This is a genomic window from Modestobacter sp. VKM Ac-2979, from assembly GCF_026967995.1.
In the GTDB taxonomy this organism is placed as follows: Bacteria; Actinomycetota; Actinomycetes; order Mycobacteriales; family Geodermatophilaceae; genus Modestobacter.
In genome coordinates this window covers 231,363-251,640 of record NZ_JAPVBO010000007.1, presented here as the reverse complement: position 1 = coordinate 251,640, position 20,278 = coordinate 231,363, and the positions used below count along the sequence as shown (strand labels likewise).

21 protein-coding genes are annotated in these 20,278 nt (G+C 73.2%); 14 read left to right on the top strand and 7 right to left on the bottom strand.

The genetic code is table 11. From position 1 onward, the window contains the following. Positions 1-18: 18 nt before the first annotated feature. The 8 genes from O2W15_RS20735 (at position 19) to O2W15_RS20700 (ending at position 5,981) form a co-directional block, all read left to right on the top strand. Entirely contained in the window at positions 19-981 is a 963-nt protein-coding gene (locus O2W15_RS20735; RefSeq protein ID WP_269180793.1) for a glutamate ABC transporter substrate-binding protein, read from the top strand. Between the two features lie 45 nt (positions 982-1,026). After that, complete coding sequence (locus O2W15_RS20730; RefSeq protein WP_269163732.1) at positions 1,027-1,671, top strand: amino acid ABC transporter permease; 645 nt, start codon at positions 1,027-1,029, stop codon at positions 1,669-1,671. Then, on the top strand, positions 1,668-2,537 hold the full coding sequence (locus tag O2W15_RS20725) for an amino acid ABC transporter permease (RefSeq protein WP_269180792.1): 870 nt from the start codon (positions 1,668-1,670) through the stop codon (positions 2,535-2,537). The genes O2W15_RS20730 and O2W15_RS20725 overlap by 4 nt, the downstream gene beginning before the upstream one ends. Further along, positions 2,527-3,489, top strand: coding sequence for an asparaginase (locus O2W15_RS20720; protein WP_269180791.1), 963 nt, complete (start codon positions 2,527-2,529; stop codon positions 3,487-3,489). Before O2W15_RS20725 ends, O2W15_RS20720 begins: the two co-directional genes overlap by 11 nt. Continuing rightward, entirely contained in the window at positions 3,486-4,217 is a 732-nt protein-coding gene (locus tag O2W15_RS20715) for a copper homeostasis protein CutC (protein ID WP_269180790.1), read from the top strand. The genes O2W15_RS20720 and O2W15_RS20715 overlap by 4 nt, the downstream gene beginning before the upstream one ends. Further along, on the top strand, positions 4,214-5,176 hold the full coding sequence (locus tag O2W15_RS20710; protein ID WP_269180789.1) for an ROK family protein: 963 nt from the start codon (positions 4,214-4,216) through the stop codon (positions 5,174-5,176). Before O2W15_RS20715 ends, O2W15_RS20710 begins: the two co-directional genes overlap by 4 nt. A gap of 110 nt (positions 5,177-5,286) precedes the next feature. Then, a complete protein-coding gene (locus tag O2W15_RS20705) occupies positions 5,287-5,664 on the top strand; it encodes a VOC family protein (protein WP_269180788.1) in 378 nt (125 codons plus the stop codon). After that, on the top strand, positions 5,664-5,981 hold the full coding sequence (locus O2W15_RS20700; protein WP_269163726.1) for a DUF1905 domain-containing protein: 318 nt from the start codon (positions 5,664-5,666) through the stop codon (positions 5,979-5,981). The genes O2W15_RS20705 and O2W15_RS20700 overlap by 1 nt, the downstream gene beginning before the upstream one ends. 25 nt (positions 5,982-6,006) lie before the next feature. Here the strand turns inward: O2W15_RS20700 and O2W15_RS20695 are convergent, their stop codons facing one another. Genes O2W15_RS20695 through O2W15_RS20685 form a run of 3 tightly spaced genes read right to left on the bottom strand, consistent with a single transcriptional unit; the run spans position 6,007 to position 6,894 of the window. After that, positions 6,007-6,405 (bottom strand): type II toxin-antitoxin system VapC family toxin, encoded by a 399-nt coding sequence (locus O2W15_RS20695; RefSeq protein ID WP_269163725.1) that lies wholly within the window; start codon positions 6,403-6,405, stop codon positions 6,007-6,009. Continuing rightward, the gene (locus O2W15_RS20690; protein WP_269180787.1) at positions 6,402-6,638 is read right to left on the bottom strand and encodes a FitA-like ribbon-helix-helix domain-containing protein; all 237 of its coding nucleotides are present in this window, start codon (positions 6,636-6,638) and stop codon (positions 6,402-6,404) included. Before O2W15_RS20690 ends, O2W15_RS20695 begins: the two co-directional genes overlap by 4 nt. A 46-nt stretch (positions 6,639-6,684) precedes the next feature. Next, complete coding sequence (locus tag O2W15_RS20685) at positions 6,685-6,894, bottom strand: hypothetical protein (protein WP_269180786.1); 210 nt, start codon at positions 6,892-6,894, stop codon at positions 6,685-6,687. A gap of 248 nt (positions 6,895-7,142) precedes the next feature. On the opposite strand from O2W15_RS20685, the gene O2W15_RS20680 reads away from it, so the two are divergent. Next, positions 7,143-7,538, top strand: coding sequence for a DUF898 family protein (locus O2W15_RS20680; RefSeq protein WP_269180785.1), 396 nt, complete (start codon positions 7,143-7,145; stop codon positions 7,536-7,538). A 55-nt stretch (positions 7,539-7,593) separates the two neighbouring features. Here O2W15_RS20680 and O2W15_RS20675 read toward each other — a convergent pair whose 3' ends face one another. Then, entirely contained in the window at positions 7,594-10,194 is a 2,601-nt protein-coding gene (locus O2W15_RS20675; RefSeq protein WP_269180784.1) for an MGH1-like glycoside hydrolase domain-containing protein, read from the bottom strand. A gap of 344 nt (positions 10,195-10,538) precedes the next feature. Between O2W15_RS20675 and O2W15_RS20670 the strand changes: the two genes are divergently transcribed. Further along, a complete protein-coding gene (locus O2W15_RS20670) occupies positions 10,539-11,579 on the top strand; it encodes an NAD(P)-dependent alcohol dehydrogenase (protein ID WP_269180783.1) in 1,041 nt (346 codons plus the stop codon). Between the two features lie 37 nt (positions 11,580-11,616). Here the strand turns inward: O2W15_RS20670 and O2W15_RS20665 are convergent, their stop codons facing one another. Both O2W15_RS20665 and O2W15_RS20660 read right to left on the bottom strand, forming a co-directional pair. Further along, positions 11,617-13,383, bottom strand: coding sequence for a putative bifunctional diguanylate cyclase/phosphodiesterase (locus O2W15_RS20665; RefSeq protein WP_269180782.1), 1,767 nt, complete (start codon positions 13,381-13,383; stop codon positions 11,617-11,619). A gap of 55 nt (positions 13,384-13,438) precedes the next feature. After that, positions 13,439-15,187 carry a putative bifunctional diguanylate cyclase/phosphodiesterase gene (locus O2W15_RS20660; RefSeq protein WP_269180781.1) on the bottom strand — a complete coding sequence of 583 codons (1,749 nt, stop codon included), beginning with the start codon at positions 15,185-15,187 and terminating at the stop codon, positions 13,439-13,441. Positions 15,188-15,395: 208 nt separating this feature from the next. Between O2W15_RS20660 and O2W15_RS20655 the strand changes: the two genes are divergently transcribed. The 4 genes from O2W15_RS20655 to O2W15_RS20640 are packed head-to-tail and all read left to right on the top strand — an operon-like array spanning position 15,396 to position 19,513. Next, a complete protein-coding gene (locus tag O2W15_RS20655; protein WP_269180780.1) occupies positions 15,396-16,499 on the top strand; it encodes a serine/threonine-protein kinase in 1,104 nt (367 codons plus the stop codon). A gap of 14 nt (positions 16,500-16,513) precedes the next feature. Next, positions 16,514-16,651: a hypothetical protein gene (locus tag O2W15_RS20650; RefSeq protein WP_269163716.1), complete on the top strand. Its 138-nt coding sequence runs from the start codon at positions 16,514-16,516 to the stop codon at positions 16,649-16,651. Between the two features lies 1 nt (position 16,652). Next, a complete protein-coding gene (locus O2W15_RS20645) occupies positions 16,653-17,837 on the top strand; it encodes a TRAFAC clade GTPase domain-containing protein (protein ID WP_269180779.1) in 1,185 nt (394 codons plus the stop codon). Beyond that, positions 17,834-19,513: a GAP1-N2 domain-containing protein gene (locus O2W15_RS20640; protein ID WP_269180778.1), complete on the top strand. Its 1,680-nt coding sequence runs from the start codon at positions 17,834-17,836 to the stop codon at positions 19,511-19,513. The genes O2W15_RS20645 and O2W15_RS20640 overlap by 4 nt, the downstream gene beginning before the upstream one ends. A gap of 90 nt (positions 19,514-19,603) precedes the next feature. On the opposite strand, the gene O2W15_RS20635 is transcribed toward O2W15_RS20640, so the two are convergent. Further along, positions 19,604-20,149: a DinB family protein gene (locus O2W15_RS20635; RefSeq protein ID WP_269180777.1), complete on the bottom strand. Its 546-nt coding sequence runs from the start codon at positions 20,147-20,149 to the stop codon at positions 19,604-19,606. Between the last annotated feature and the right edge of the window lie 129 nt (positions 20,150-20,278).

The window sequence follows — 20,278 nt, the reverse complement described above, 5'->3', positions numbered from 1 at the left end:
TGATCAGAAAGGCAAGGCATGAGTGACATCCGCCTTCCCAGGCGCCGCTTCCCGCTGATCACCGCCGTGCTGGCCACCGCCTCGGTGGCGGTCGCGGGGTGCGGCTCGTCCGACTCCTCCTCCGACGCCGTCCCCGGAGGCGGAGGCGACGACACCGCCGCCTCCGGCCTGGACGCCGTCTACGAGGACGCGCCGGTCGCCGACGAGGAGCTGATCCTCCCGGAGTCCACGATGGCCGAGATCAAGGAGCGTGGCGTGCTGCGCGTCGCCGCCGCCCTGGACGCGCCGCTGCTCTCCCAGCAGGACCCGAGCAACCCCGAGGACGTCGAGGGCTTCGACATCGACCTGGCGAAGATGCTGGCCATCTACATCCTGGGCGAGCCCAACATCGAGATCGTGCCGCCGGCGTCGGAGACCCGGGAGGCGCTGCTGCAGAACGGCACCGTCGACGTCGTCTTCAACACCTACACGATCACCGAGGAGCGGGCCGAGCAGATCAACTTCGCCGGCCCGTACTTCACCTCGGGCCTCGCGGTGGCGGTCGCCGCCGACAACGAGGACATCTCCAGCATCGAGGACCTCGACGGCAAGAACGTCATCGTCGGCGCCAACACCCCGGCGGTCACCGCGGTGCCCGAGGTGGCCCCCGGCGCCGAGGTGACCAGCTTCGCCACCGACCCGCAGGCGGTGCAGGCGCTGGTGCAGGGTCGCGGGGACGCCTACGTGCAGGACTACACCCTGCTGCTGGCCGCGGCGGACGCCAACGACGACATCAAGATCGCCGTCCAGCCGTTCACCGAGGAGCCCTACGGCATCGGCCTCCCCCCGGAGGACCCGGAGTTCAAGGACTTCGTGAACACCTGGCTGGAGGAGATCGAGGACGACGGCTCGTGGGCCGAGATCTGGGAGGCGACCCTCGGGACGGTCGTCGAGGGCGACGCCCCGACGCCGCCGGAGATCGGCTCGGTGCCGGGCTCCTGACCCGGCACCCCTGAGGCAGCAACAGCGCCAGCAGAGGACGACGACGTGACTGCAGTGATCGAGAACCTGGACCCCTTGCTGAGGGCGCTGGGGACGACCGTGCTGATCCTGGTGATCTCCGCGGCCGGCTCCCTGGTGCTCGGGGTGCTGATCACCGTGGCCCGGGTGAGCCCCATCCCGGTGCTGCGCGGGGCCGCCTGGGCCTACGTGCAGGTGTTCGTCAACATCCCCCTGCTGGCGCTGCTGCTGCTGGCCGTCTTCGCACTGCCCGACGCCGGGCTGCTGATGCCGCTGACCACCACGGTGATCGTGGTGCTCACCGTCTACGAGGCGGCCTACGTCGCGGAGGCGGTGCGCAGCGGCATCAACACCGTCGCCGCCGGCCAGGTCGAGGCGGCCCGGGCGATGGGGCTGCGGCTGTCGCAGACGCTGCGGTTCGTCGTCGTCCCGCAGGCGGTGCGCGCCGTCGTCCAGCCGCTGGGCAACGTGATGATCGCGCTGCTGATGAACACCGCACTGGCCGCCACGGTCGGCGTGGTCGAGCTGACCTCGGCGGTGAACAAGGTGAACCTGGTCGCGGCCCAGCCGATCCCGATCTTCACCGCCGCCGGCCTCACCTACATGGCGCTCGCGCTGGCCATCGGGCTGGCCGCCGGGCGGATCGAGAAGAAGGTGGCGATCCACCGATGAGCCACAGCGGTGCGTTCCTCTACGACGCCCCCGGGCCCCGTGCCCGGCGGCGCATCCTGCTCGGCTCGGTGGTCAGCGCCCTGGTGCTGGCCGGTGTGTTCGCGCTCGCGCTGGTGCAGTTCGGCCGGACCGGGCAGCTGGACGCCGACCGGTGGACGCCGTTCCTCGACTGGCCGATCTGGTCCTACCTGCTGGTCGGGCTGCGCGGCACCGCGCTGGCGGCCGCGCTGGTCGCCGTCCTGGCCGGGGCGTTCGGGCTGCTGCTGGCCGTCGGCCGGCTGTCGCAGAACCGGCCGCTGCGCTGGCTGTCCACCGGCTACATCGAGGTGGCCCGCACCATCCCGGTGCTGCTGCTGATCTACCTGATGCTTTTCGGGCTGCCGGCGTACGGGATCAACCTGCCGGTGCTCTGGAAGCTCGTCGTGCCGCTGACCATCGCCAACGCCGCGGTGGTCGCCGAGATCGTCCGGGCCGGGGTGCTCGCCCTGCCGCGCGGGCAGACCGAGGCGGCGCTGAGCCTGGGCATCCGGCGCGGCCAGGCGATGCGCTTCGTCGTCCTGCCCCAGGCGCTGCGGCACGTGACGCCGTCCCTGGTCACGCAGCTGGTGAGCCTGATCAAGGACACCTCGCTGGGCTACGTCGTCGCCTTCACCGAGCTGCTGTACCGGGCCCAGGTGCTCAGCGCCTACAACCGGCTGCTCATCCAGACCTTCCTCGTGGTGGCGCTGATCTACCTGGTGTTCAACGGCGCCCTGTCCTACCTGGCCGCACGGCTGCGCACCCGGGTCCGCCGCCAGGTGGCGCCGCCGTCCGGGCCCGCCGAGCAGGCCGCCGACCGTGAACTGGAGACCCCCGTTGTCCGCTGAACTGGCCGTGGTCCGCCGCTCGGGGCTGGTGGAGAGCCGACACCTGGGCTCGCTGCTCGCCCTGGACGCCGACGGCTCCGTCGCGCTGTCGCTCGGCGACCCCGACGCCACGATCCTGCCGCGCTCCACCACCAAGCCGCTGCAGGCGCTGGCCTGCCTGACCGCCGGCGCCCCGCTGACCGGGCCGGAGCTGGCGATCGCCGCCGGCAGCCACACCGGCGAGGACGCGCACGTCGACGTCGTGCGCCGGCTGCTGGACCGGGCCGGGCTGGACGAGTCGGCGCTGCAGTGCCCGGTCGACTGGCCCGAGGACGAGCCGACCCGCGTCGCCCTCATCCGGGCCGGCGCCGAGCGGAGCGCGGTGCGGATGAACTGTTCAGGCAAGCACGCCGCGATGCTGCTGGCCTGCGCGGTCAACGGCTGGCCGACCGCCTCCTACCTGGACCCGGGGCACCCGCTGCAGCAGCACGTGCGCGCGGTGACGGCGGAGTGGACCGGTGCGCCGGTGCGACACGACGCGATCGACGGCTGCGGCGCCCCGCTGTTCGGCACCACGGTGCGCGGCCTGGCCACCGCCTTCCGTGCGCTGTCGCTGGCGACGGACGGGCCGGGCGCTGAAGTGGCCACGGCGATGCGGACGCACCCGTTCTTCATCGGCGGCACCGGGCACCAGAACTCCGCGGTGATGGAGCTCGTGCCGGGTGCGGTGGCCAAGGGCGGCGCGGAGGGCGTGATCGGCGTGGCCGGTCCGGAGGGCCAGGCGGTGGCGATGAAGATCGTGGACGGCAACCCGCGGGCGACGACGCTGCTGGCGCTGACCGTGCTCGGTGGGCTGGGCGTGGACGTCTCCGCTGCGGCTTCCCTGACCGCTCTCCCGGTGCTCGGCGGCGGGGTGCCGGTCGGTGCGATCGAGCCGGGTGCCGACGTCGTGGCGTGGCTGGAACGCCGGTGACCGCGGTCGAGATCTGCATCGACGACGTCGCCGGCGCGACGATCGCCGAGGAGTGCGGCGCGGACCGGGTCGAGGTGTGCGCGGCGCTGTCCGAGGGTGGGACGACGCCGTCGATCGGGCTGGTGTCGGCGATCCTCGCCGAGGTGTCGCGGATCGGGGTGCAGGTGCTGATCCGGCCCCGCGCCGGGGACTTCGTGTACTCCCCCGCCGAGGTCGACGTGATGCTCGCCGACATCGCCGCCGTCCGAGCGCTGCCCGCCTCGGCGCAGGTCGGGTTCGTGGTCGGGCCGCTGACTGCAGACGGCGCGCTCGACACCGCCGTGCTGCGCCGGCTGGTCCAGGCCGCCGGGCCGTGCCCGGTGACGTTCCACCGGGCCTTCGACACGCTGCCCGACCTCCCCGCCGCACTGCCCACGCTCATCTCCGCGGGGGTGAGCCGGGTGCTCACCTCCGGAGGCGAGCCGACCGCTGCCGCTGGGGCCGCGGTGCTCCGCTCGTTGGTGGAGTTGGCGGGCGACCGGATCACCGTGCTCGCCGGCGGGTCGGTGCGCGGGTCGAACGTGGCCTCCCTGGTCGCGGAGACCGGGGTGCCGGAGGTGCACCTGCGGGCGGCTTCGCCGGTCGTCTCCCCGGCCGCCGGCTCGGCCACCGACGTCGACTACGCCGTCCCGCGGCTGGCGACCTCCGCCGAGCCGATCCGGGCCGTGCTCGCGGCGCTCGCCTCGTGACGACCACTCCTGCGGTGCTGGCGATCGACGTCGGCGGCACCTCGATGAAGGGCGCGGTCGTCACCCGGGACGGGCGTCCGGTGGTGGTCGAGCGCTGGCCCACCGACCCGGCGACGGACATCGTGGCCGCCATCGCCGGCCATCTGCGCTCGCTGGCCGGCGCCGCGCGTGAGCAGGACCTGGACGTGGTCGGCGCCGGCGTGGTGACCCCCGGGATGCTCGACGAGGCGAGCGGCACCGTCGTCTACGCGTCCAACCTGGACTGGCGGGACGTGCCGCTGCGGGCGCTGCTGGCCGAGGCGACCGGGCTGCCTGTGGTGACCGGCCACGACGTGCGGACGGCGGGGCTGGCCGAACAACTGCTCGGGGCGGCGCGCGGCGTCGAGGACTTCGTGCTGGTGACCATCGGCACCGGGGTGGCCGCGGCGCTGGTGACGGACGGGCGGCCGGTGACCGGGGACGGCGGGGCGGCCGGCGAGCTCGGCCACATCCCGATGGTGCCCGGCGGCGAGGCGTGCACGTGCGGGCAGCGCGGCTGCCTGGAGGTCTATGCCTCCGGCGCCGGCCTGGCCCGGCGTTACGCCGCCCTCTCCGGCGTCCCGCTGCCGGCAGAGGACGTGGTGGCCCGGCTCGGCGCCGACCCGGACGCCGACCGGGTGTGGGCCGAGGCGATGGCCGTGCTGGCCCAGGGCTTGGTCACCGCGACGCTGTTGCTGGACCCGACCACGATCGTGCTGGGCGGCGGCTTCACCGCCGCTGGCGACGCCCTGCTCGAGCCGCTCCGCTCCGGCCTGGCCGCCGGCCTGGCCTGGCGTTCCGCCCCGCCGGTGCGGGTGGCCGAGCTGGGCAGCGAGGCCGGCTGGATCGGCGCCGCCGCCTTGGCGTTCCGCCACGCTGGCCACGCCGATGCCCTCGGGACCTGGACCCCGCACGCCCTCCTCGGCGCCCCCATCCCCTGAGGGGCCGAAGTCGCGACTTTGGCCCCTCTCCGGCTTCGGCGATGACTTCCGGGGACGAGCCGGGTCTTCATCTCTGCCTGGCGATGCGCGCCGGTCGGAGAGGAAACGTCATGAGCGAGACGACGACAGGCATCACCCGGGTCGCCACGACAACCGTGGTGGTGTCGGACCTGCAGCGGGCCCTGGACTTCTACGTGGACGACCTGGGCCTGCAGGTCGTCCGCGACACGGAGATGGGTCCGGGCATGCGCTGGGTCGAGGTGGCGCCGGCCGGCGGGGGGACGTCGATCGCTCTCATCGTGGCGGACAGCGGCTTCCCACCGGGCATCCGGCTGGGCACGGCCGACGCGGACGCCGCCCACGCTCAGCTGCGCGGGCGGGGCGTGGACGTCGACGCCGAGGTGCTGCGGATGGGCGAGATGGCCCCGCCGATGTTCACCGTCCGCGACCCGGACGGCAACGTCCTGGTGCTGGTGGAAGGTGCATGATGACCGCCCTCGACGAGCGGTTCACGGCCCGGTTGCTGAAAAGCCCGGCGGACGGCGGATGGACGTATCTGGTGTGGCCGGACTCGGTCACCTTCTTCGGCACCCGGGGGCTCGTAAAGGTCAGCGGGACGATCGACGGACACCCGTTCCGGAGTTCGTTCATGGCGCTCGGCGACGGGACGCACAAGCTGCCGGTGCGGGCCGCGCTCCGCGCTGCGATCGGCAAGCAGGCCGGCGACACCGTCGAGATCCACCTGACCGAGCGGGTCACCACCGCGCACCCGGTGGGGTCCCGCACCCGAGCGACGAGCGGCTGACCAGGCACTCCGATGCGCCCGACTCTCAGCGGTCGGGCACCTGGAAGGTGCAGCGCGGGCCGGAGGCGGTGGCGAGCTTGCGGTCGAGAGTCCACAGCGGCGCCTCGAGCTCTTCGGCGAGCGCGACGAAAGCGGCGTCGTAGGAGGTGACGGCGCCGTGCAGTGCCCACACCCGCTCGGCCAGTGGCTCGAACGGAAAGCTGGCCAGGGGGATGCGGACCAGGTCGGCGTGCGCCATGGCCCCGGCCTCACGGCCGAGCCGCCCGGTGATGACGGCGCGGCGGAGGACGTTGGACACCTCGACGTACAGGTGGGACGGCGCGGCGAGTTCCTGCCCGCGCAGGCCGGCCCGTGCCCAGGAGCCATCCGATCCGCTGTCGACCAGGGCGGCGACGACGACCGAGGAGTCGACGACGATCGTCACCGGCGGTCGGCGTCCCGCAGGTCGAGGATGACCTCGGCCGACAGTGCAGTACCGGTCTCCTGCACCCGCTGCTGCACGCGGTCCCACAGCTCCTCGGGGCTGGGCCGGTGCGCCAGCGCGGTCAGCTGAGCCCGGACGTACTCCTGGAGCGACTGACCGGCCCGGGCGGCCCGGGCCGCGAGCTCGTCGCGCGTCTCATCGGGGACGTCGCGGATCGTCATCGAGACAGGCATGCATGCAGATTAGCAGCGTGGCAGCTGAACTGCATCGATGGACGGTTCACTCGGCCCGTCCCCACTCCAGCCCGCAGCCGCGGCAGGCGAGAGCCGGTACGTCGGGTCCGACCAGGCAGCCGCCCAGCGCCACCAGGCCACGTTCAGCGAGCAGCATGCCCTCTTCATCAGGCAGCCCCCAGATCAGCGGGACGGAGTCCTCCCGGCCACACGACGGAGACTCTTGCCCGACCTGCACACCGACCGATTCGCTCAACGATCCTCCTCACCTCGTGGTCGCACCGGCGGCGACCAGAGGCGGAGTAGACCAAGGTCCACCGACAGGACTGCCTTGCGCCGACCGAGGTCGTGGCGCGTGCTGAGCCCCGAGCTGGACAGCGACGTCGACCCGCGACTTCAACGCAGCTCGCACCCCCACGCCCCAGGAGCAGCCCGGTCAGGGCCGCGCATGAAACGGCCGATGAGGACTCGGAAGACCAAGACCTACTGACGGGGAGATGTGCAATGGCGCGATCGGGGCGCTTCACGTTCGACGGTGGCGCAGCCACCTATGTCGGGACCGCACTGCTGGCATTGGTGATCACCGTTGCGACCTTCGGGATCTGCTACCCCTTCGCCCTCGTCTTGCGCGAACGCTGGCGGGCCAAGCACTCCTACATCGACGGCTTCCAGCTCGTCTTCACCGGATCGGCCACCGGCCTGTTCCTCAGCTGGTTGAAGTGGCTGTTGCTCTCGATCATCACCTTCGGCATCTACCTGTTCTGGGTCATGCCGCGGATCCAGAGCTGGAAGTGGGAGCACACGACCTTCGACTCCAGCCGGCAGCCGCTCCCGCTCACCGACGTCGTCGCTGTGATCCCGCCCATGGGGTCCCCGTACCCGGGCCAGCTGGCGCACTAGCCGGAGGCAGGACCCGGCTGAGGGGCCAAAGTCGTGACTTTGGCCCCTCCGGGCGTCAGGCCCAGCGGGGGTCGGCGGGGAGGCGGGGGTTGAGGAGGTGGGCGACCAGCGCGGTCCAGCCGGTCTGGTGGGTGGCGCCCAGGCCCTCGCCGGTGTCGCCGTCGAAGAACTCGCTGAAGGTCGGGTGCTCGCGCCACAGCGGTGAGTCGCTGGACTCGATCCGATCGCCGTCGGCCGGGCGCTTGCCGTCCACCGGGCGGAACAGCCGGGTGAGGCTGTTGTCGATCAGGTCCGCAGCCTCCACCAGGGTGCACTGCGTGCCCGAGCCGGTCGGGATCTCGATCGTGAACGAGTCGCCGTAGTGCCGGCCGAGGGTGCGCAGCTTGTCCGCCAGCAGCACGTTCACCGGGAACCAGACCGGCCCGCGCCAGTTGGAGTTGCCGCCGAACAGCCCGGTGCGCGACTCCCCCGGCTCGTACTCGATCGACACGTCCCGGCCACCGACGTTGGCGAACACCTGGCCGGTCGACTTCGACAGCGACCGGATGCCGAACGGGGAGAGGAACTCCTCGGTGTCGAACATCCGCTGCAGGATCCGCTGCAGCCGCTCCTTACCGACCAATGAGAGCAGCAGCCTGCGGCCCTCCGGCGCCCGCCGGCTGCGCAGCGGGCCCATCAGCTCCGGCCGGCGCTTCTGCAGCCAGCGCACCCGCTCGGCGACGTCCGGCAACCGTTCGGCGACCCAGGCCGGGATCTCGGTGGCGCCCAGGATCGGCAGCAGCCCGACCATCGAGCGCACCCGTAGGGACTCCGTCGTCCCGTCTGGTGCGACCAGGACGTCGTAGAAGAAGCCGTCGTCCTCGTGCCACAACGACACCTCGTGCGAACCGAAGGCGTTCATCGCCTCGGAGATGGCGAGGAAGTGCTCGAAGAACTTGGTGACGACGCCGTCCCACGCCCGGTCGAACTGCGACAGCTCGAGGGCGATCTTGAGCATCTGCTGGCAGTAGAACGCCATCCAGCTGGTCGCGTCGGACTGCTCCAGCCGGTAGCCGGGCGGCAGCGGTGCGGACCTGTCGAACAGCGCGATGTTGTCCATCCCGAGGAACCCGCCCTCGAAGACGTTCGACCCGTCGGCGTCCTTGCGGTTGACCCACCAGGAGAAGTTCATCAGCAGCTTGGTGAACACCCGGATGAGGAACTGCTGGTCGCGGTAGCCGTCGAGCCGGTAGACGTGCCAGGCCGCCCAGGCGTGCACCGGCGGGTTGACGTCACCGAACGCCCACTCGTAGGCCGGCAGCTGCCCGTTGGGGTGCATCGCCCACTCGCGGCACATGAGCACGAGCTGCTCCTTGGCGAAGTCGGGGTCGACGTGCGCCAGCGGGAGGGTGTGGAAGGCGGTGTCCCACGCGGCGAACCACGGGTACTCCCACTCGTCGGGCATGGAGATCACGTCCGCGAGCGCGACGTGCCGCCAGCTGGTGTTGCGCCGGCCCTTGGCCCGGCGTCCTTCGGGCGCCGGGACGTCGGGGTCACCGTCCAGCCAACGGGCGACGTCGAAGCGGTACAGCTGCTTGGTCCAGAGCAGACCGGCATAGGCGCGGCGGGCCACGTGCCGGTCGTCGTCGGAGAGGTCAGGGTGGATGACGCCGGCGTAGAACTCGTCGGCCTCGGTCTTCCGGAGGCCGAGGACCTCGTCGAACTGCGCACCGAACATCTGCTGCTCGGGCTCGGCCTGGGTCAGCCGGAGCTTCACGGTGACGGTCTCGCCGGGCTCGACGGCGTCCCACTGGTACCAGAACGCGGCCTTCGTGCCGGTCCGGTCGGGGTTCACCGCGCACTTGTCCTCGTGGACGACGCGGCGGTCGATGCCGTCCTTGGTGTACTCGCTGGCGTTGCTCTCGGCGCCGAACAGAGCGACGGCGTTGGTCTCGTTGTCGCAGGTCAGGACGTCGGGGCTACCGTCGGCGGCGAGCACCCAGCGACCGAGGTAGCCGTGCTCGGCGACGACCGCCGCGACCTCCTCGTCCTGGGCGGCGAGCGTGGGCTTGCGGTCGTCGAGGCCCCAGGACCAGGTGTTGCGGAACCAGATCTGTGGGAGCAGGTGCAGCGGTGCGGCCTCGGGTCCGTGGTTGGTGGCGGTGACGGTGATGCAGACGTCGTCCGGGCCGGCCTTGGCGTAGGTCATCTGGATGTCGAAGAACCGGTCCTCGTCGAGCACCCCGGTGTCGGCGAGCTCGTACTCCCGCTCCAGCCGGGTGCGCTTCGCGTTCTCCTCACGGAGCTGTGCGTAGGGGAACTCGGCCTGCGGATAGCGGTAGAGCCACTGCATCCAGGAGTGCGTGGGCGTGCCGTCGGTGGGCCACCAGTGCTCCTTGGCGTCCTCACCGTGGTTGCCCTCGCCGTTGGTCAGGCCGAACAGCCGCTCCTTGAGGACCGGGTCCTTGCCGTTCCACATCGCCACGGAGAAGTTGAGGAAGCCGTAGCGGTCGCAGATGCCGCCCAGGCCGTCCTCGCCCCAGCGGTAGGTGCGGGCGACGGCGTGGTCGAAGGTGAAGGACGCCCAGGCGTCGCCGTCGGCGGAGTAGTCCTCGCGGACGGTCCCCCACTGGCGGCCGGCCAGGTAGGGCCCCCACATCCGCCATGGCGCGGCCATGTCGGCCGACTCGGCCAGTCGCGCGTGCTCGGCACTGCGAGGGGTCGGGGTGTCTTGGGGTTCAGACGGCGCGGCAGACACGACCACCACCGTCCCACGGCTGCGTTGCGTCCTCGTGTCGAATCCGGCCGTCCGAGACGAGACTCACCGCCAGACGCCTCCCCCGTCGCTCCCGTACCCACCCGTCGGCCGGTGGCGTCGCATGGAGCCCGCCGGCAGGCGCCTGCCAGGGTCGTCCGCCTCCATCTCGCGGTGCCCACGGACCGCAGCACACACCGCTGCGAGAGCCCTAGCCTCGGCCGTGGACGTCGACGGTCGGCGTCCACGGAGAGGCGGGCGGGCGCATGCGCGCAGTGCAGTACCGGACGATCGGCGGGAGCCCCGAGGTGGTCGAGATCCCGACCCCGGAGCCGGGCCCCGGCCAGGTGCGGCTGCGGGTGACCGCCGCGGGCCTCTGCCACTCCGACTCCTTCGTGATGAGCCTGCCGGCCGAGCAGTACACCTACGGCCTGCCGCTCACCCTCGGCCACGAGGGGGCCGGGGTGGTCGACGCGCTCGGCGACGGGGTCACCGGGGTGAGCGTCGGCGAGTCGATGGCGGTCTACGGCCCGTGGGGCTGCGGGCAGTGCCACGCCTGCGCCCGTGGCGCGGAGAACTACTGCACCCGGGCGGCGGCGCTGGGCATCGCACCGCCCGGCCTGGGTGCACCCGGCGCGCTGGCCGAGTACCTGATCGTGGACGACGTCCGGCACCTGGTGCCGTTGGGCGACCTGGACCCGGTGGCGTCGGTCTCGCTCACCGACGCCGGCCTGACGCCGTACCACGCGATCCGCTCCAGCATGGGGGCGCTGCAGGCCGGGAGCACGGCGGTGGTGATCGGCGCCGGCGGGCTGGGGCACGTCGCGATCCAGATCCTGCGGGCGATCACCGGCGCGACCGTCATCGCCCTGGACGTGAACGAGGACAAGCTGACGCTGGCCAAGGAGGTGGGCGCGCACCACGCGATCCCCTCCGACGCCTCAGCCGTCGAGTCGATCCGCACGCTGACCGGCGGGGTGGGCGCCCAGGCGGTGTTCGACATCGTCGGCGCGCCGGCCACGCTGGAGATCGCCCGGCAGACCGTGGCGATCGACGGCGTCGTGCAGATCGTCGGGATCGGCGGCGGGGTGCTGTCCACCGGCTTCTTCTCCACCCCGTTCGGCGCCTCGGTCCGGGCGCCGTACTGGGGCACCCGCACAGAGCTGATGGAGGTGCTCGATCTCGCGCGCAACGGGTCGATCCACGTCGAGGTCGAGCGGTACTCGATGGACCAGGCGCCGGAGGCCTACCGGAAGCTGCACGACGGCACGCTCCGCGGCCGCGCCGTCGTCGTCCCCGGGGACTGACCCGGGTCCACCACCGCCCCGGCGCCGCCCCGCTCGCTCAGCCCGCGATGGAGAACGCGCCGTCGACCGACCGGTCGGCCAGCCACACCGCCAGCTCGGTGACCGACATCGGCCGGCCGTAGAGCCAGCCCTGCGCGAGCAGGACGCCGAGCCGGCGGAGCTCGGCGTCCTGCTCGACGGTCTCGACGCCCTCGGCGACCAGCCCCAGGCCGAGGTTGTCGGCCAGCGCGACGATGCTGGCCAGCAACTGCGCGCGGCGCGGGGAGGTGGTGATCGAGGCGATGAACGACGTGTCGAGCTTGAGGTGCTGGACGGGCAGCACGTCGATCCGGCTCAGCGACGAGTACCCGGTGCCGAAGTCGTCGGCGGCGACGACCAGGCCCAGCCGCATCAGCGTCTCGAGGTTCTGCCGGACGACGGCGACGTCGGACTCCAGCTGGGTCTCGGTGACCTCGACGACGACGTGGTCGGCCGGCCAGCCGAACTCGGTCAGCAGCGCGGCGACCCGCTGCGGGTAGTCGGGGTCGGCCAGCTCGCGCACCGACACGTTCACGCCGAGGACCAGCTGCACGCCGGTCGTCTCGCGGAGCGCGGTGAGCTGCACCAGCGACGTGCGCAGCACCAGCTCACCGAGCGGGGCGATCAGACCGTGCTGCTCGGCGAGGGCGATGAACTCGTCCGGCGGGACGGCGCCGCGTCCGGGACTCTCCCACCGGGCCAGCGCCTCCACGCCGATCACCCGGTTGCCGACGAGTTCGACCACCGGCTGGAAGGCCACCCCGAGCTGCCCGGCGGCGACGGCCGCCGCGAGCTCGGTGGACAACTGGGTGCCGCGGGCGCCATCGAGGGCACAGCGGTCCCGCCCGGCGTCCTTGGCGACGTAGAGAGCGGCGTCGGCCCGGCGCATCAGCTGGGCCCCGCTCTCCCCCGGGGCGTGCTGGGCGACCCCACAGGAGACACCGATGCCCGGGTGCAGCGCGGTCAGCCGCTCCAACTCCGCCAACGCGACCGGCCCGGTCAGGCCCGGGAGCAGCAGCGCGAACTCGTCGCCACCGTGGCGGGCGAGCACGGCGTGGGGAGGGAGCTCGGCTCCCCACGCCTCGGCGACCCGGACCAGCACCCGATCACCGGCCTCGTGCCCGTCGGTGTCGTTGATCCGCTTGAAGTGGTCGAGGTCCAGCAGCGCCGCGGACAGCGGCTCACCCCGGCGGGCCGCGGCGCAGAGCAGCTCCTGCAGCGATGCGTCGAAGCCCCGCCGGTTGGCCAGCCCGGTGAGCGGGTCGCGGCTGGCGCTCGACGCCCGCCAGGCCAGGGCGCGGGTGACCGTGCCCAGCGCCACGACCACGGTGACCAGCGCCAGCGCGGTGGCCACCGGGACGTCCCCGCGCAGGACGAGCACCGTGCTGGTGCCGACCAGTGCCGTGCCCAGGTGCAGCAGCGCCGGCCCAGGACGGAAGAAGAAGAACGCGTCGACCGCGACGAAGGAGACGATCGACGCGATGGCCAGCGAGGTCAGCGGGTCCGGTGCCAGCGCCACCGCTGCTCCGATGAGGGCGGTCGCCCCGGCGACCGGGACGTGGAACGCACCGCGTGGCCAGCGCGTGCCCCAGCGAGCGAGGACGATCGCACCGAGCAGCGCGCTGGTGGCGACCCCGGTGACGGCCCAGTTCCGCTCGGGATGCGGCGTCGCCCCCAGCGCGGCGAGCAGCCCGGCGACGCCACCGAAGGCGTAGAAGACGGCGAGGATGCGCGCCGTCATCCGCGGTGTGGCCACCTCGGGTGCCCGGGACCGGACCTGCCGCACGAGGTCGCCTCCTCCGCTCGGACCTGCTCCGGAGCGGGCAGCTGCCTCACCCACGTTAGGCCGTCTCCAGGAGGACGTCGTCCGCGAGGCCGGCGAGCAGGTCGGGCAGCGGGACCGGTCGGCCGTAGCGCCAGCCCTGCGCGAACGTGCACCCCATGGCGCGGACCGCGGCCTCCTGCTCGGCGGTCTCCACCCCCTCGGCGACGACGTCGAGGCCCAGCCCGCGGCACATCGTCACCAGGCTCTGCAGCATCTGTGCCCGGCGCGGTGAGGAGCTGACGGTCTCGACGAACGAGCGGTCGAGCTTGAGGACGTCGGCCGGCAGCGTGTCCAGCCGGCTGAGCGAGGAGTAGCCGGTGCCGAAGTCGTCGATGGACACCACCACCCCCACGGCGCGCAGCGCGTGCAGCGTGGCGACGGCGGTGGGCGACTCGCCCTCCAGCATGCTCTCGGTCACCTCGACGACGAGGTGGCGGGCGGGGAACCCGGTCGCGGCGAGCACGTCCTGCACGCGCTGCGCGCAGCCCGGGTCGTTGAGCTCGCGGCCGGAGACGTTGACGCCGACGGTGACCTGTTCGCCGGCCGGGGCGCGGACCCCGGCCAGCTCGGTGCACGCGGTGCGCAGCACGTGCGCCCCGAGGGCGAAGATCAGCCCGTTCTGCTCGGCGACCGCGACGAACTCCTCCGGCGGCACCGGGCCGCGCTCGGGGTGGGTCCAGCGGGCCAGCGCCTCGACCCCGACGACGACGCCGTCCGGCAGGGCGACGATCGGCTGGTAGTGCACCGCCACCTCACCGGCGGCGAGCGCAGCCGCGAGGTCGCGGGCCAGCGCGGAGCCGTTGCCGCCCTCGAGCTCGCACCGGCCGCGGCCGGCGGCCTTGGCGTCGTAGAGCGCACGGTCGGCCCGGCGCATCAGCTCGGCGGCGCCCTCGTCGGAGCGGTGCTCGGCGACACCGCAGGAGATCCCGATCTCCGGGTGCTCGCCGGCGATGCGGCGCACCAGGGTGAGCGCCTCGGCACCACCGACGCCGGGCAGCAGCAGCGCGAACTCGTCGCCGCCGTGCCGGGCGAAGACGGCGGTCGGCGGCAGTTCCCGGCGCCACACGTCGGCGATCCGGCAGAGCACCCGGTCCCCGGCCTCGTGGCCGGCGGTGTCGTTGATCTGCTTGAAGTGGTCGAGGTCGACGAGAGCGGCGGAGAGCGACTCCCCGGTGCGGGACGACGCGGTGCGCAGCTCGTGCAGGGCGTCGTCGAAACCGCGGCGGTTGGCCAGGCCGGTGAGCGGGTCGCGGCTGGCGCTCGACGCCCGGATGACCAGGCCGCGGACGACGGTGCCGAGCGCGACGATGATCGCGTCGAGGCCCAGCGCGATCGCCCCGGGGACGTCGCCCTGGGCGAGCAGGGCGGCGGTCACCGCGGTGATCCCGAACGTCATGTGCAACCAGGCGAGCGGGAAGCTGAAGAAGAAGCAGGCGTCGACGGCGACGAAGGCCATGATCGAGGCCGCAGCCATCGCGGTGGCGGCGTCCGGGCTGACCGTCACCGCGCAGGCGACCAGCCCGGCGGCCGACGCGACCGGCCAGTGGAACACCCGGCGCGGCCAGTGCGGGCCCCAGCGGAACGCCACGGCGCCGCACGCCAGGACGACGATGGCCAGGCCGAAGATCGCCCAGCGCCCCTCGGTGCCGGCGTCCGGACCGAAGACGGCGAGCATGCCGGCGATGCCGGCCGCGACGTAGAAGGTCGCGAGGACGCGCGCCATCATCCGGGGTGTCGCCACCGCAGGCGCCGTCGACCAGGTCACCAGGTGTTGGTCGGTCCGGTGGTGGACGCAGTTGACGGTGCGGGCGGGACTGGCCGGTTCCGCTACCTCTGGAGGGTGAGGCCCCGGGCGTCGGCCGGGATGCCGGCCACCTCGGCCACGGCGGAGCGATCCGGACTCATGGTGCAGGCACAGGTACGGGCTCTACGGTGGGCCGCGGTCGATCCGACGACGGGAGGGGCGCGGCACGATGTCAGACGCCTCGTCCCCCACCGAGGGGCTGGCCGACGGGTTCGGGCACCGCCGCGTGCACCCGCTGGAAGCCGGTGACCCGGCGCAGATCGGGCCCTACCGGCTGTTGTGCCGGCTGCCGCGCGGCGGGCAGGGTGCCGACGTCTTCGTCGGCCGGAGCGATGCCGCCGACCCGATGGTGGTCGTCAAGTGCCTGCCGGCCGGTGCCGGGGAGCTGGTCCGGAGGCGGTTCGCCCGCGAGGTCGAGAACGCCGCCCGCATCCGCAGTCCCCGGGTGGCCCAGATCGTCGACCAGGACCTCGACGCGGCCAGCCCCTACTACGTGCAGGAGTACGTCGCCGGCACCCCGCTGGACGAGTTCCTCGCCTCCCGGGAGGGCGGGCTGAACGCCGAGGAGCTGCGCCGGATCGCCATCGGGCTGCTCCGGGCACTGCGGGACGCGCACGCGGCCTCGGTCGTCCACCGCGACGTGAAGCCGGCCAACATCATCATCACCGAGCGGGACGTCGTCCTCGTCGACTTCGGCATCAGCCGCTACCTCGGCTCCGAGGGGCCCGCCGGCACGGTCACCACCACGCTGGCCGGCCTGGGCTCGAAGCTGTTCGCCAGCCCCGAGCAGCTGCAGGGGCTGCCACTGACCCAGGCCAGCGACGTCTTCAGCTGGGGCATGGTGGTCGCCTACGCCGCGGCGGCCCGGCACCCGGTCGACCCGGACGACGAACTGCGCCCCGCCGACTACTGGCTGGAACTGCAGCACGGCCGGATCGACCTCGCCGCCGTCCCGCCCAACCTGCTCGACCCGGTGTCGCACGCGCTGCGGGTCGCGCCGGAGCGGCGGCCCTCGATCGCGGAGCTGGCCCGCGAGGTCGAGCAGCAGACCCGCTGGCTGGAGCAGCCCTCGGAGATCCCGGCTCCCCGGTCGGCGCTGCAGGACCTGCGGTCGACCGCCGCCGTCCGGGAGGCGGTCCGCTACCACCTCTCCCGGCTGGAGCGGGCGATCGCCGACACCCCCACCGGCTTCGCGGCCGCGATCGGGGTCGCCGTCCTGCTCGGGCTGGTGACCGCGATGGTCCTCGCCGGCCTCACCTACGTCATCGTCTGATCCGAGGAGGCGTCGTGTCCGGTCTGTACCAGCGGGCGAGGGCCCAGCAAGCGCTGGAGGCCCGCCGTCACCGCTACCTGCAGCGGCAGCGGGTGCTGCTGCTGGTGTTCGCCATCACGACGGTGCTCGGCTACCTCGCGCTGGTGGGCTGAGGTGGCGAAGAAGGACCTCGTCTGCCCGCGGTGCCTGGAGTCCTTCCCGGTGCCGCTGCTGCGCAGTCCCCGCGGCGGGCTCGAGCCGATGCCGGTCCAGCGGCGCTCGGCGTGGCAGCGCTTCGGCGAGGGACGGTGGGGTGGCCAGCCGGCGCCGGGCCCCTCGTCCCCGGCGAGGGCGGCGGCCTCCGACGCGGTCGACGCCGTACCGGTCTGCCCGAACGGTCACCGCCTGCCGCCGGACTACGCCGCGCGGCCGACCGTCGTCGTCGGCGTCGTGGGGCTCACCGGCGCCTCGAAGAGCACCTTCCTGACGGTGCTGATCGACGCGCTGCACGCCGGGGCGCTCGCGCCGTTGGGCATCTCGGTCGAGCTCGACGAGTACAGCGCCGACCGGTTCGAGCGGCACTACCACCAGCCGCTGCTGGTCGACCACCGGCAGCTGCCGCTGACCCCGCCGCTGCTGGAGGAGGGCGAGTCTCCGGAGCCGCTGACGCTGGTGCTGCGGCGGACGACGCAGGGCGGTCCGGAGCGGGCGATGAACCTCGTCCTGTTCGACGCCTCCGGGGAGCAGCTGTACCGGAAGGAGGACCTGGGCCGGTTCAGCAAGTTCCTCTACGAGGCGAGCGCAGTGCTCGTCGTCCTCTCCCCCGGCATGTTCCCCCGGCTGCAGGCGGTGGCCGACCCCGGCGAGGGCGCGCTGGGCATGGCCCGGCCGACGCAGATGCTGGTCAACCTGGCCGACCTGCTGCGCTCCTCACGTGGGCTGCGCCCGGACGGCTTCCTGCAGGGGGTCTCCACCGGGGTGGTCCTGAGCAAGGCCGACAAGCTGCTCGCCCGGCCGGACTTCCCGGCCGACACGCTGCGCAACCCGGAGATCAGCCTCGGCGGACTGCCGCGACTGTTCGAGGACGTGCGGGACAACAGCGCCCGCCTGGTCGACTTCCTGGAGGCCAACGGCGGCAGCAACCTGCTGACCACGTTGCTGACCCGGCTGCCGGACCCGACCGTGCACGCCGTCTCGGCGACCGGGTCGGAGGCGAGCGAGGGCGCCTACCCCTCGATCAGCCCGGTGGGCTGCCTGGAACCGCTGCTGGTGCTGCTGGCCCGGCACGGCCTCCTGCCCAGCGAGGGCCTGGACGACGACGCATCTCCCCGCGCCGCCGGTGATCGGCTGGGCCGATGACCACCTGCCCGCAGCTGGTCTACACGTCGGCGAGCCGGACGCTGGAGGGACCGGGCTTCGGCGTCGTCCAGCTGTCCCCGGACTGGCCCGCGGAGGTCGGCGACAGCCGTGCGACGCTCGGCCCGCTGATCGGGCTGGGGGCCGGGGAGTCCTTCGGCCTGCTGCACACCGCCGGCGGGCGGATCGCCTACCGCAAGGTCCCGGCCGGGACCGATGCGTTCGGCCGGCCGGGCAACTACCTGGTGCACCTGCTCTGGGACAGCGACGGCCGGGTCACGCCTCGGGACGTGCTGACGTTCCGGAACAGCGACGGGTTCCTCGACGAGCTGCCCGGAGACGCCGAGCCCTCCCGGGAGGTGCCGGCGGTGGAGGTGCCGTCGGCCCGCCGGTCGCTGTCGGCCCTGACCGCCGACGACGTCGACGCCCTCATGCCCGGCGTGGCCCTAGTGCTCGCTGCGGTGGCCGCCGGTGCGGGGGTGGTCGGGTTGCCGGCCCGGACGGCGTCGGGGCGCGACGTCGCCGAGGCGGTCTTCGACGTGCTGCCGCGGGCGCTGGCCTCGGCCGTCGCCCTGCACGTGGGGACGGCGTCCGCCTCGGGTGATGCTGCTCCGGTGCGGGTGCACGTGGGGTCGGACGTGCCCAACGACGTCGTGCCCGACGGGCAGGACACCGCGCGGGCGCGGGCGCTGCTGGAGGCGGCGGCGAAGAAGGAGCTGTGCTCGGACAACGTGCGCAAGCTGGAGACCCTCGACCGGTGGCTGTTCACCGACACCTGGACCGGGATGGACCCTGCGTCGCTGACCCCGCCCCAGTTGGTCGGGGTGCTGGAGTCGGAGAAGGCCGGGTGGTGGCTGTCCTCCCCGGACGCCGTGGACGTCGCCTGCGCGGTGGCTGCGTCGTCCCCGGAGGTCGAAACGGCGCTGCGGACGGCGCTCGCCCAGCACCCCGATGCCTGGGACCGGCTGCGCGACCGGGAGCTCGACGCCGCGCTGACCGCCGTCTTCGGCGGCGCGGCCCAGGCGGCCGTACCGACCGGCTTCACCGGGCTGACCCGGGCGGAGCTGTGCGAGGCCTTCGTCGCCGAATTGGCGCGCGGCCGCCGACTGACCGAGGTCGGCGGGGCCGCGGCCGCGCTCGTCGAGGAGTCGGTGACGCTCCCCCAGCCCGTGGCGCTGCTGGAACTGACCGATGACCTCGCCGGACTGGCGCGGTTGGCCACGGGCCGGCCGGTGGTGCGGGAGGCGCTGGTGCGGGAGTGGGCGGGAGTCGACGAGTGGCCGGCGAGCTCCGCCTCGCTGCTCGGGCACCTGCTGCTGGAAGACCCCGACTGGTTCCTGACCCTCGCTGGCTCCGCCCCGCCGTCCGTGGTGCGGTCGGCCCTGCCCTGGGCGGCGGAGCGGCTGGCAGCTGCGCAGGTGGAACAACTGGCGGTCACCGTGGCGGCCAGCGAGCTGGCGGGGCAGGGCTGGGCGTTGCGGGACGTGCTCTTCCGCTCGGGATTTCCCGACGAGGAGGTCGCCGCGATCGTGGCCCGCAACTTCCTGGTGCTGGCCGGGGACGACGGCTGGCCGGGTGAGGTCGCCCGGCTCGCCGCCGGCGCTCTCGGCGCAGGTGGCGGCGGGGAGGCGTCCGAGGGGCGCCGGAAGACCGGGATGTGGCCGCGGCGCCGCCGGTAGCCCTACGGGACCGGAGCGCTCCGTCAACTGCCGCCCCGCGCCTGCTGACCCCGGTGGCCGAACGCTGGTCACCGTCGTCCGCACTGGCCGTCAGTGCTGCCGCGAGACCTCGGTGATGTCACGGAGGTGGTGAACGCCTTCGTGCGCTGCCTGCCGGACCAGCCACCGTGCGCTGCGGTGCTCGTTCGGGAGACGGTGCACCGGTCGGCCCCAGTCCTCCGGCCCGACTCGCATGATCTCTGCCAGAAGGCCGGTGACGTGGGCCTGCAGTTGGTCCAGCGCAGGCTCGACGGCGGCGTCGCGGTAGCCGAAGCGGCGGGCCCGCAGGTCGTTGAGCATCGGTTCGAGGGCCGGGTCGTCCTCGGTGCGCGCCCGGTGCAGCCGGATGGTGGAGGCGGCGTAGACGTCGCGCAGGTGGCACAGGTACTCCACCGCGGACCACGCGCCGTCCGGGCCGGGCTGCCGGCACGTCGCCTCGTCGAGGGAGCCGAACAGCGCCCAGGCTCGGGCTGGGATGGCCGCGATGACTGCCGACGCGCGGTCGACGTCGTGATCGGCGTAGGAGAACGGGCACGACCGGCAGACGTGCTCCTCGCCGGCGAGCGGCGGCACCGCCGGACGGTGGTCGGCTGGCACACCGTCATCCTCGCCGGTCATCCGCCGATGGGGGGCTGTTCCTGCCCACTCATCGCCAGCGACGAGCGCAAGGTCCTCGGCGCAGTGCGCGTCTTGATGACACGGGCCGCGGTGCGAGAACTCATCGAG

Coding starts and splice junctions, on each gene's coding strand:
- O2W15_RS20735 (WP_269180793.1), top strand. CDS start 19: ATGAGTGACATCCGCCTTCCCAGGCGCCGCTTCCCGCTGATCACCGCC.
- O2W15_RS20725 (WP_269180792.1), top strand. CDS start 1,668: ATGAGCCACAGCGGTGCGTTCCTCTACGACGCCCCCGGGCCCCGTGCC.
- O2W15_RS20705 (WP_269180788.1), top strand. CDS start 5,287: ATGAGCGAGACGACGACAGGCATCACCCGGGTCGCCACGACAACCGTG.
- O2W15_RS20700 (WP_269163726.1), top strand. CDS start 5,664: ATGACCGCCCTCGACGAGCGGTTCACGGCCCGGTTGCTGAAAAGCCCG.
- O2W15_RS20690 (WP_269180787.1), bottom strand. CDS start 6,638: ATGCCTGTCTCGATGACGATCCGCGACGTCCCCGATGAGACGCGCGAC.
- O2W15_RS20680 (WP_269180785.1), top strand. CDS start 7,143: ATGGCGCGATCGGGGCGCTTCACGTTCGACGGTGGCGCAGCCACCTAT.
- O2W15_RS20675 (WP_269180784.1), bottom strand. CDS start 10,194: ATGGCCGCGCCATGGCGGATGTGGGGGCCCTACCTGGCCGGCCGCCAG.
- O2W15_RS20670 (WP_269180783.1), top strand. CDS start 10,539: ATGCGCGCAGTGCAGTACCGGACGATCGGCGGGAGCCCCGAGGTGGTC.
- O2W15_RS20655 (WP_269180780.1), top strand. CDS start 15,396: ATGTCAGACGCCTCGTCCCCCACCGAGGGGCTGGCCGACGGGTTCGGG.
- O2W15_RS20640 (WP_269180778.1), top strand. CDS start 17,834: ATGACCACCTGCCCGCAGCTGGTCTACACGTCGGCGAGCCGGACGCTG.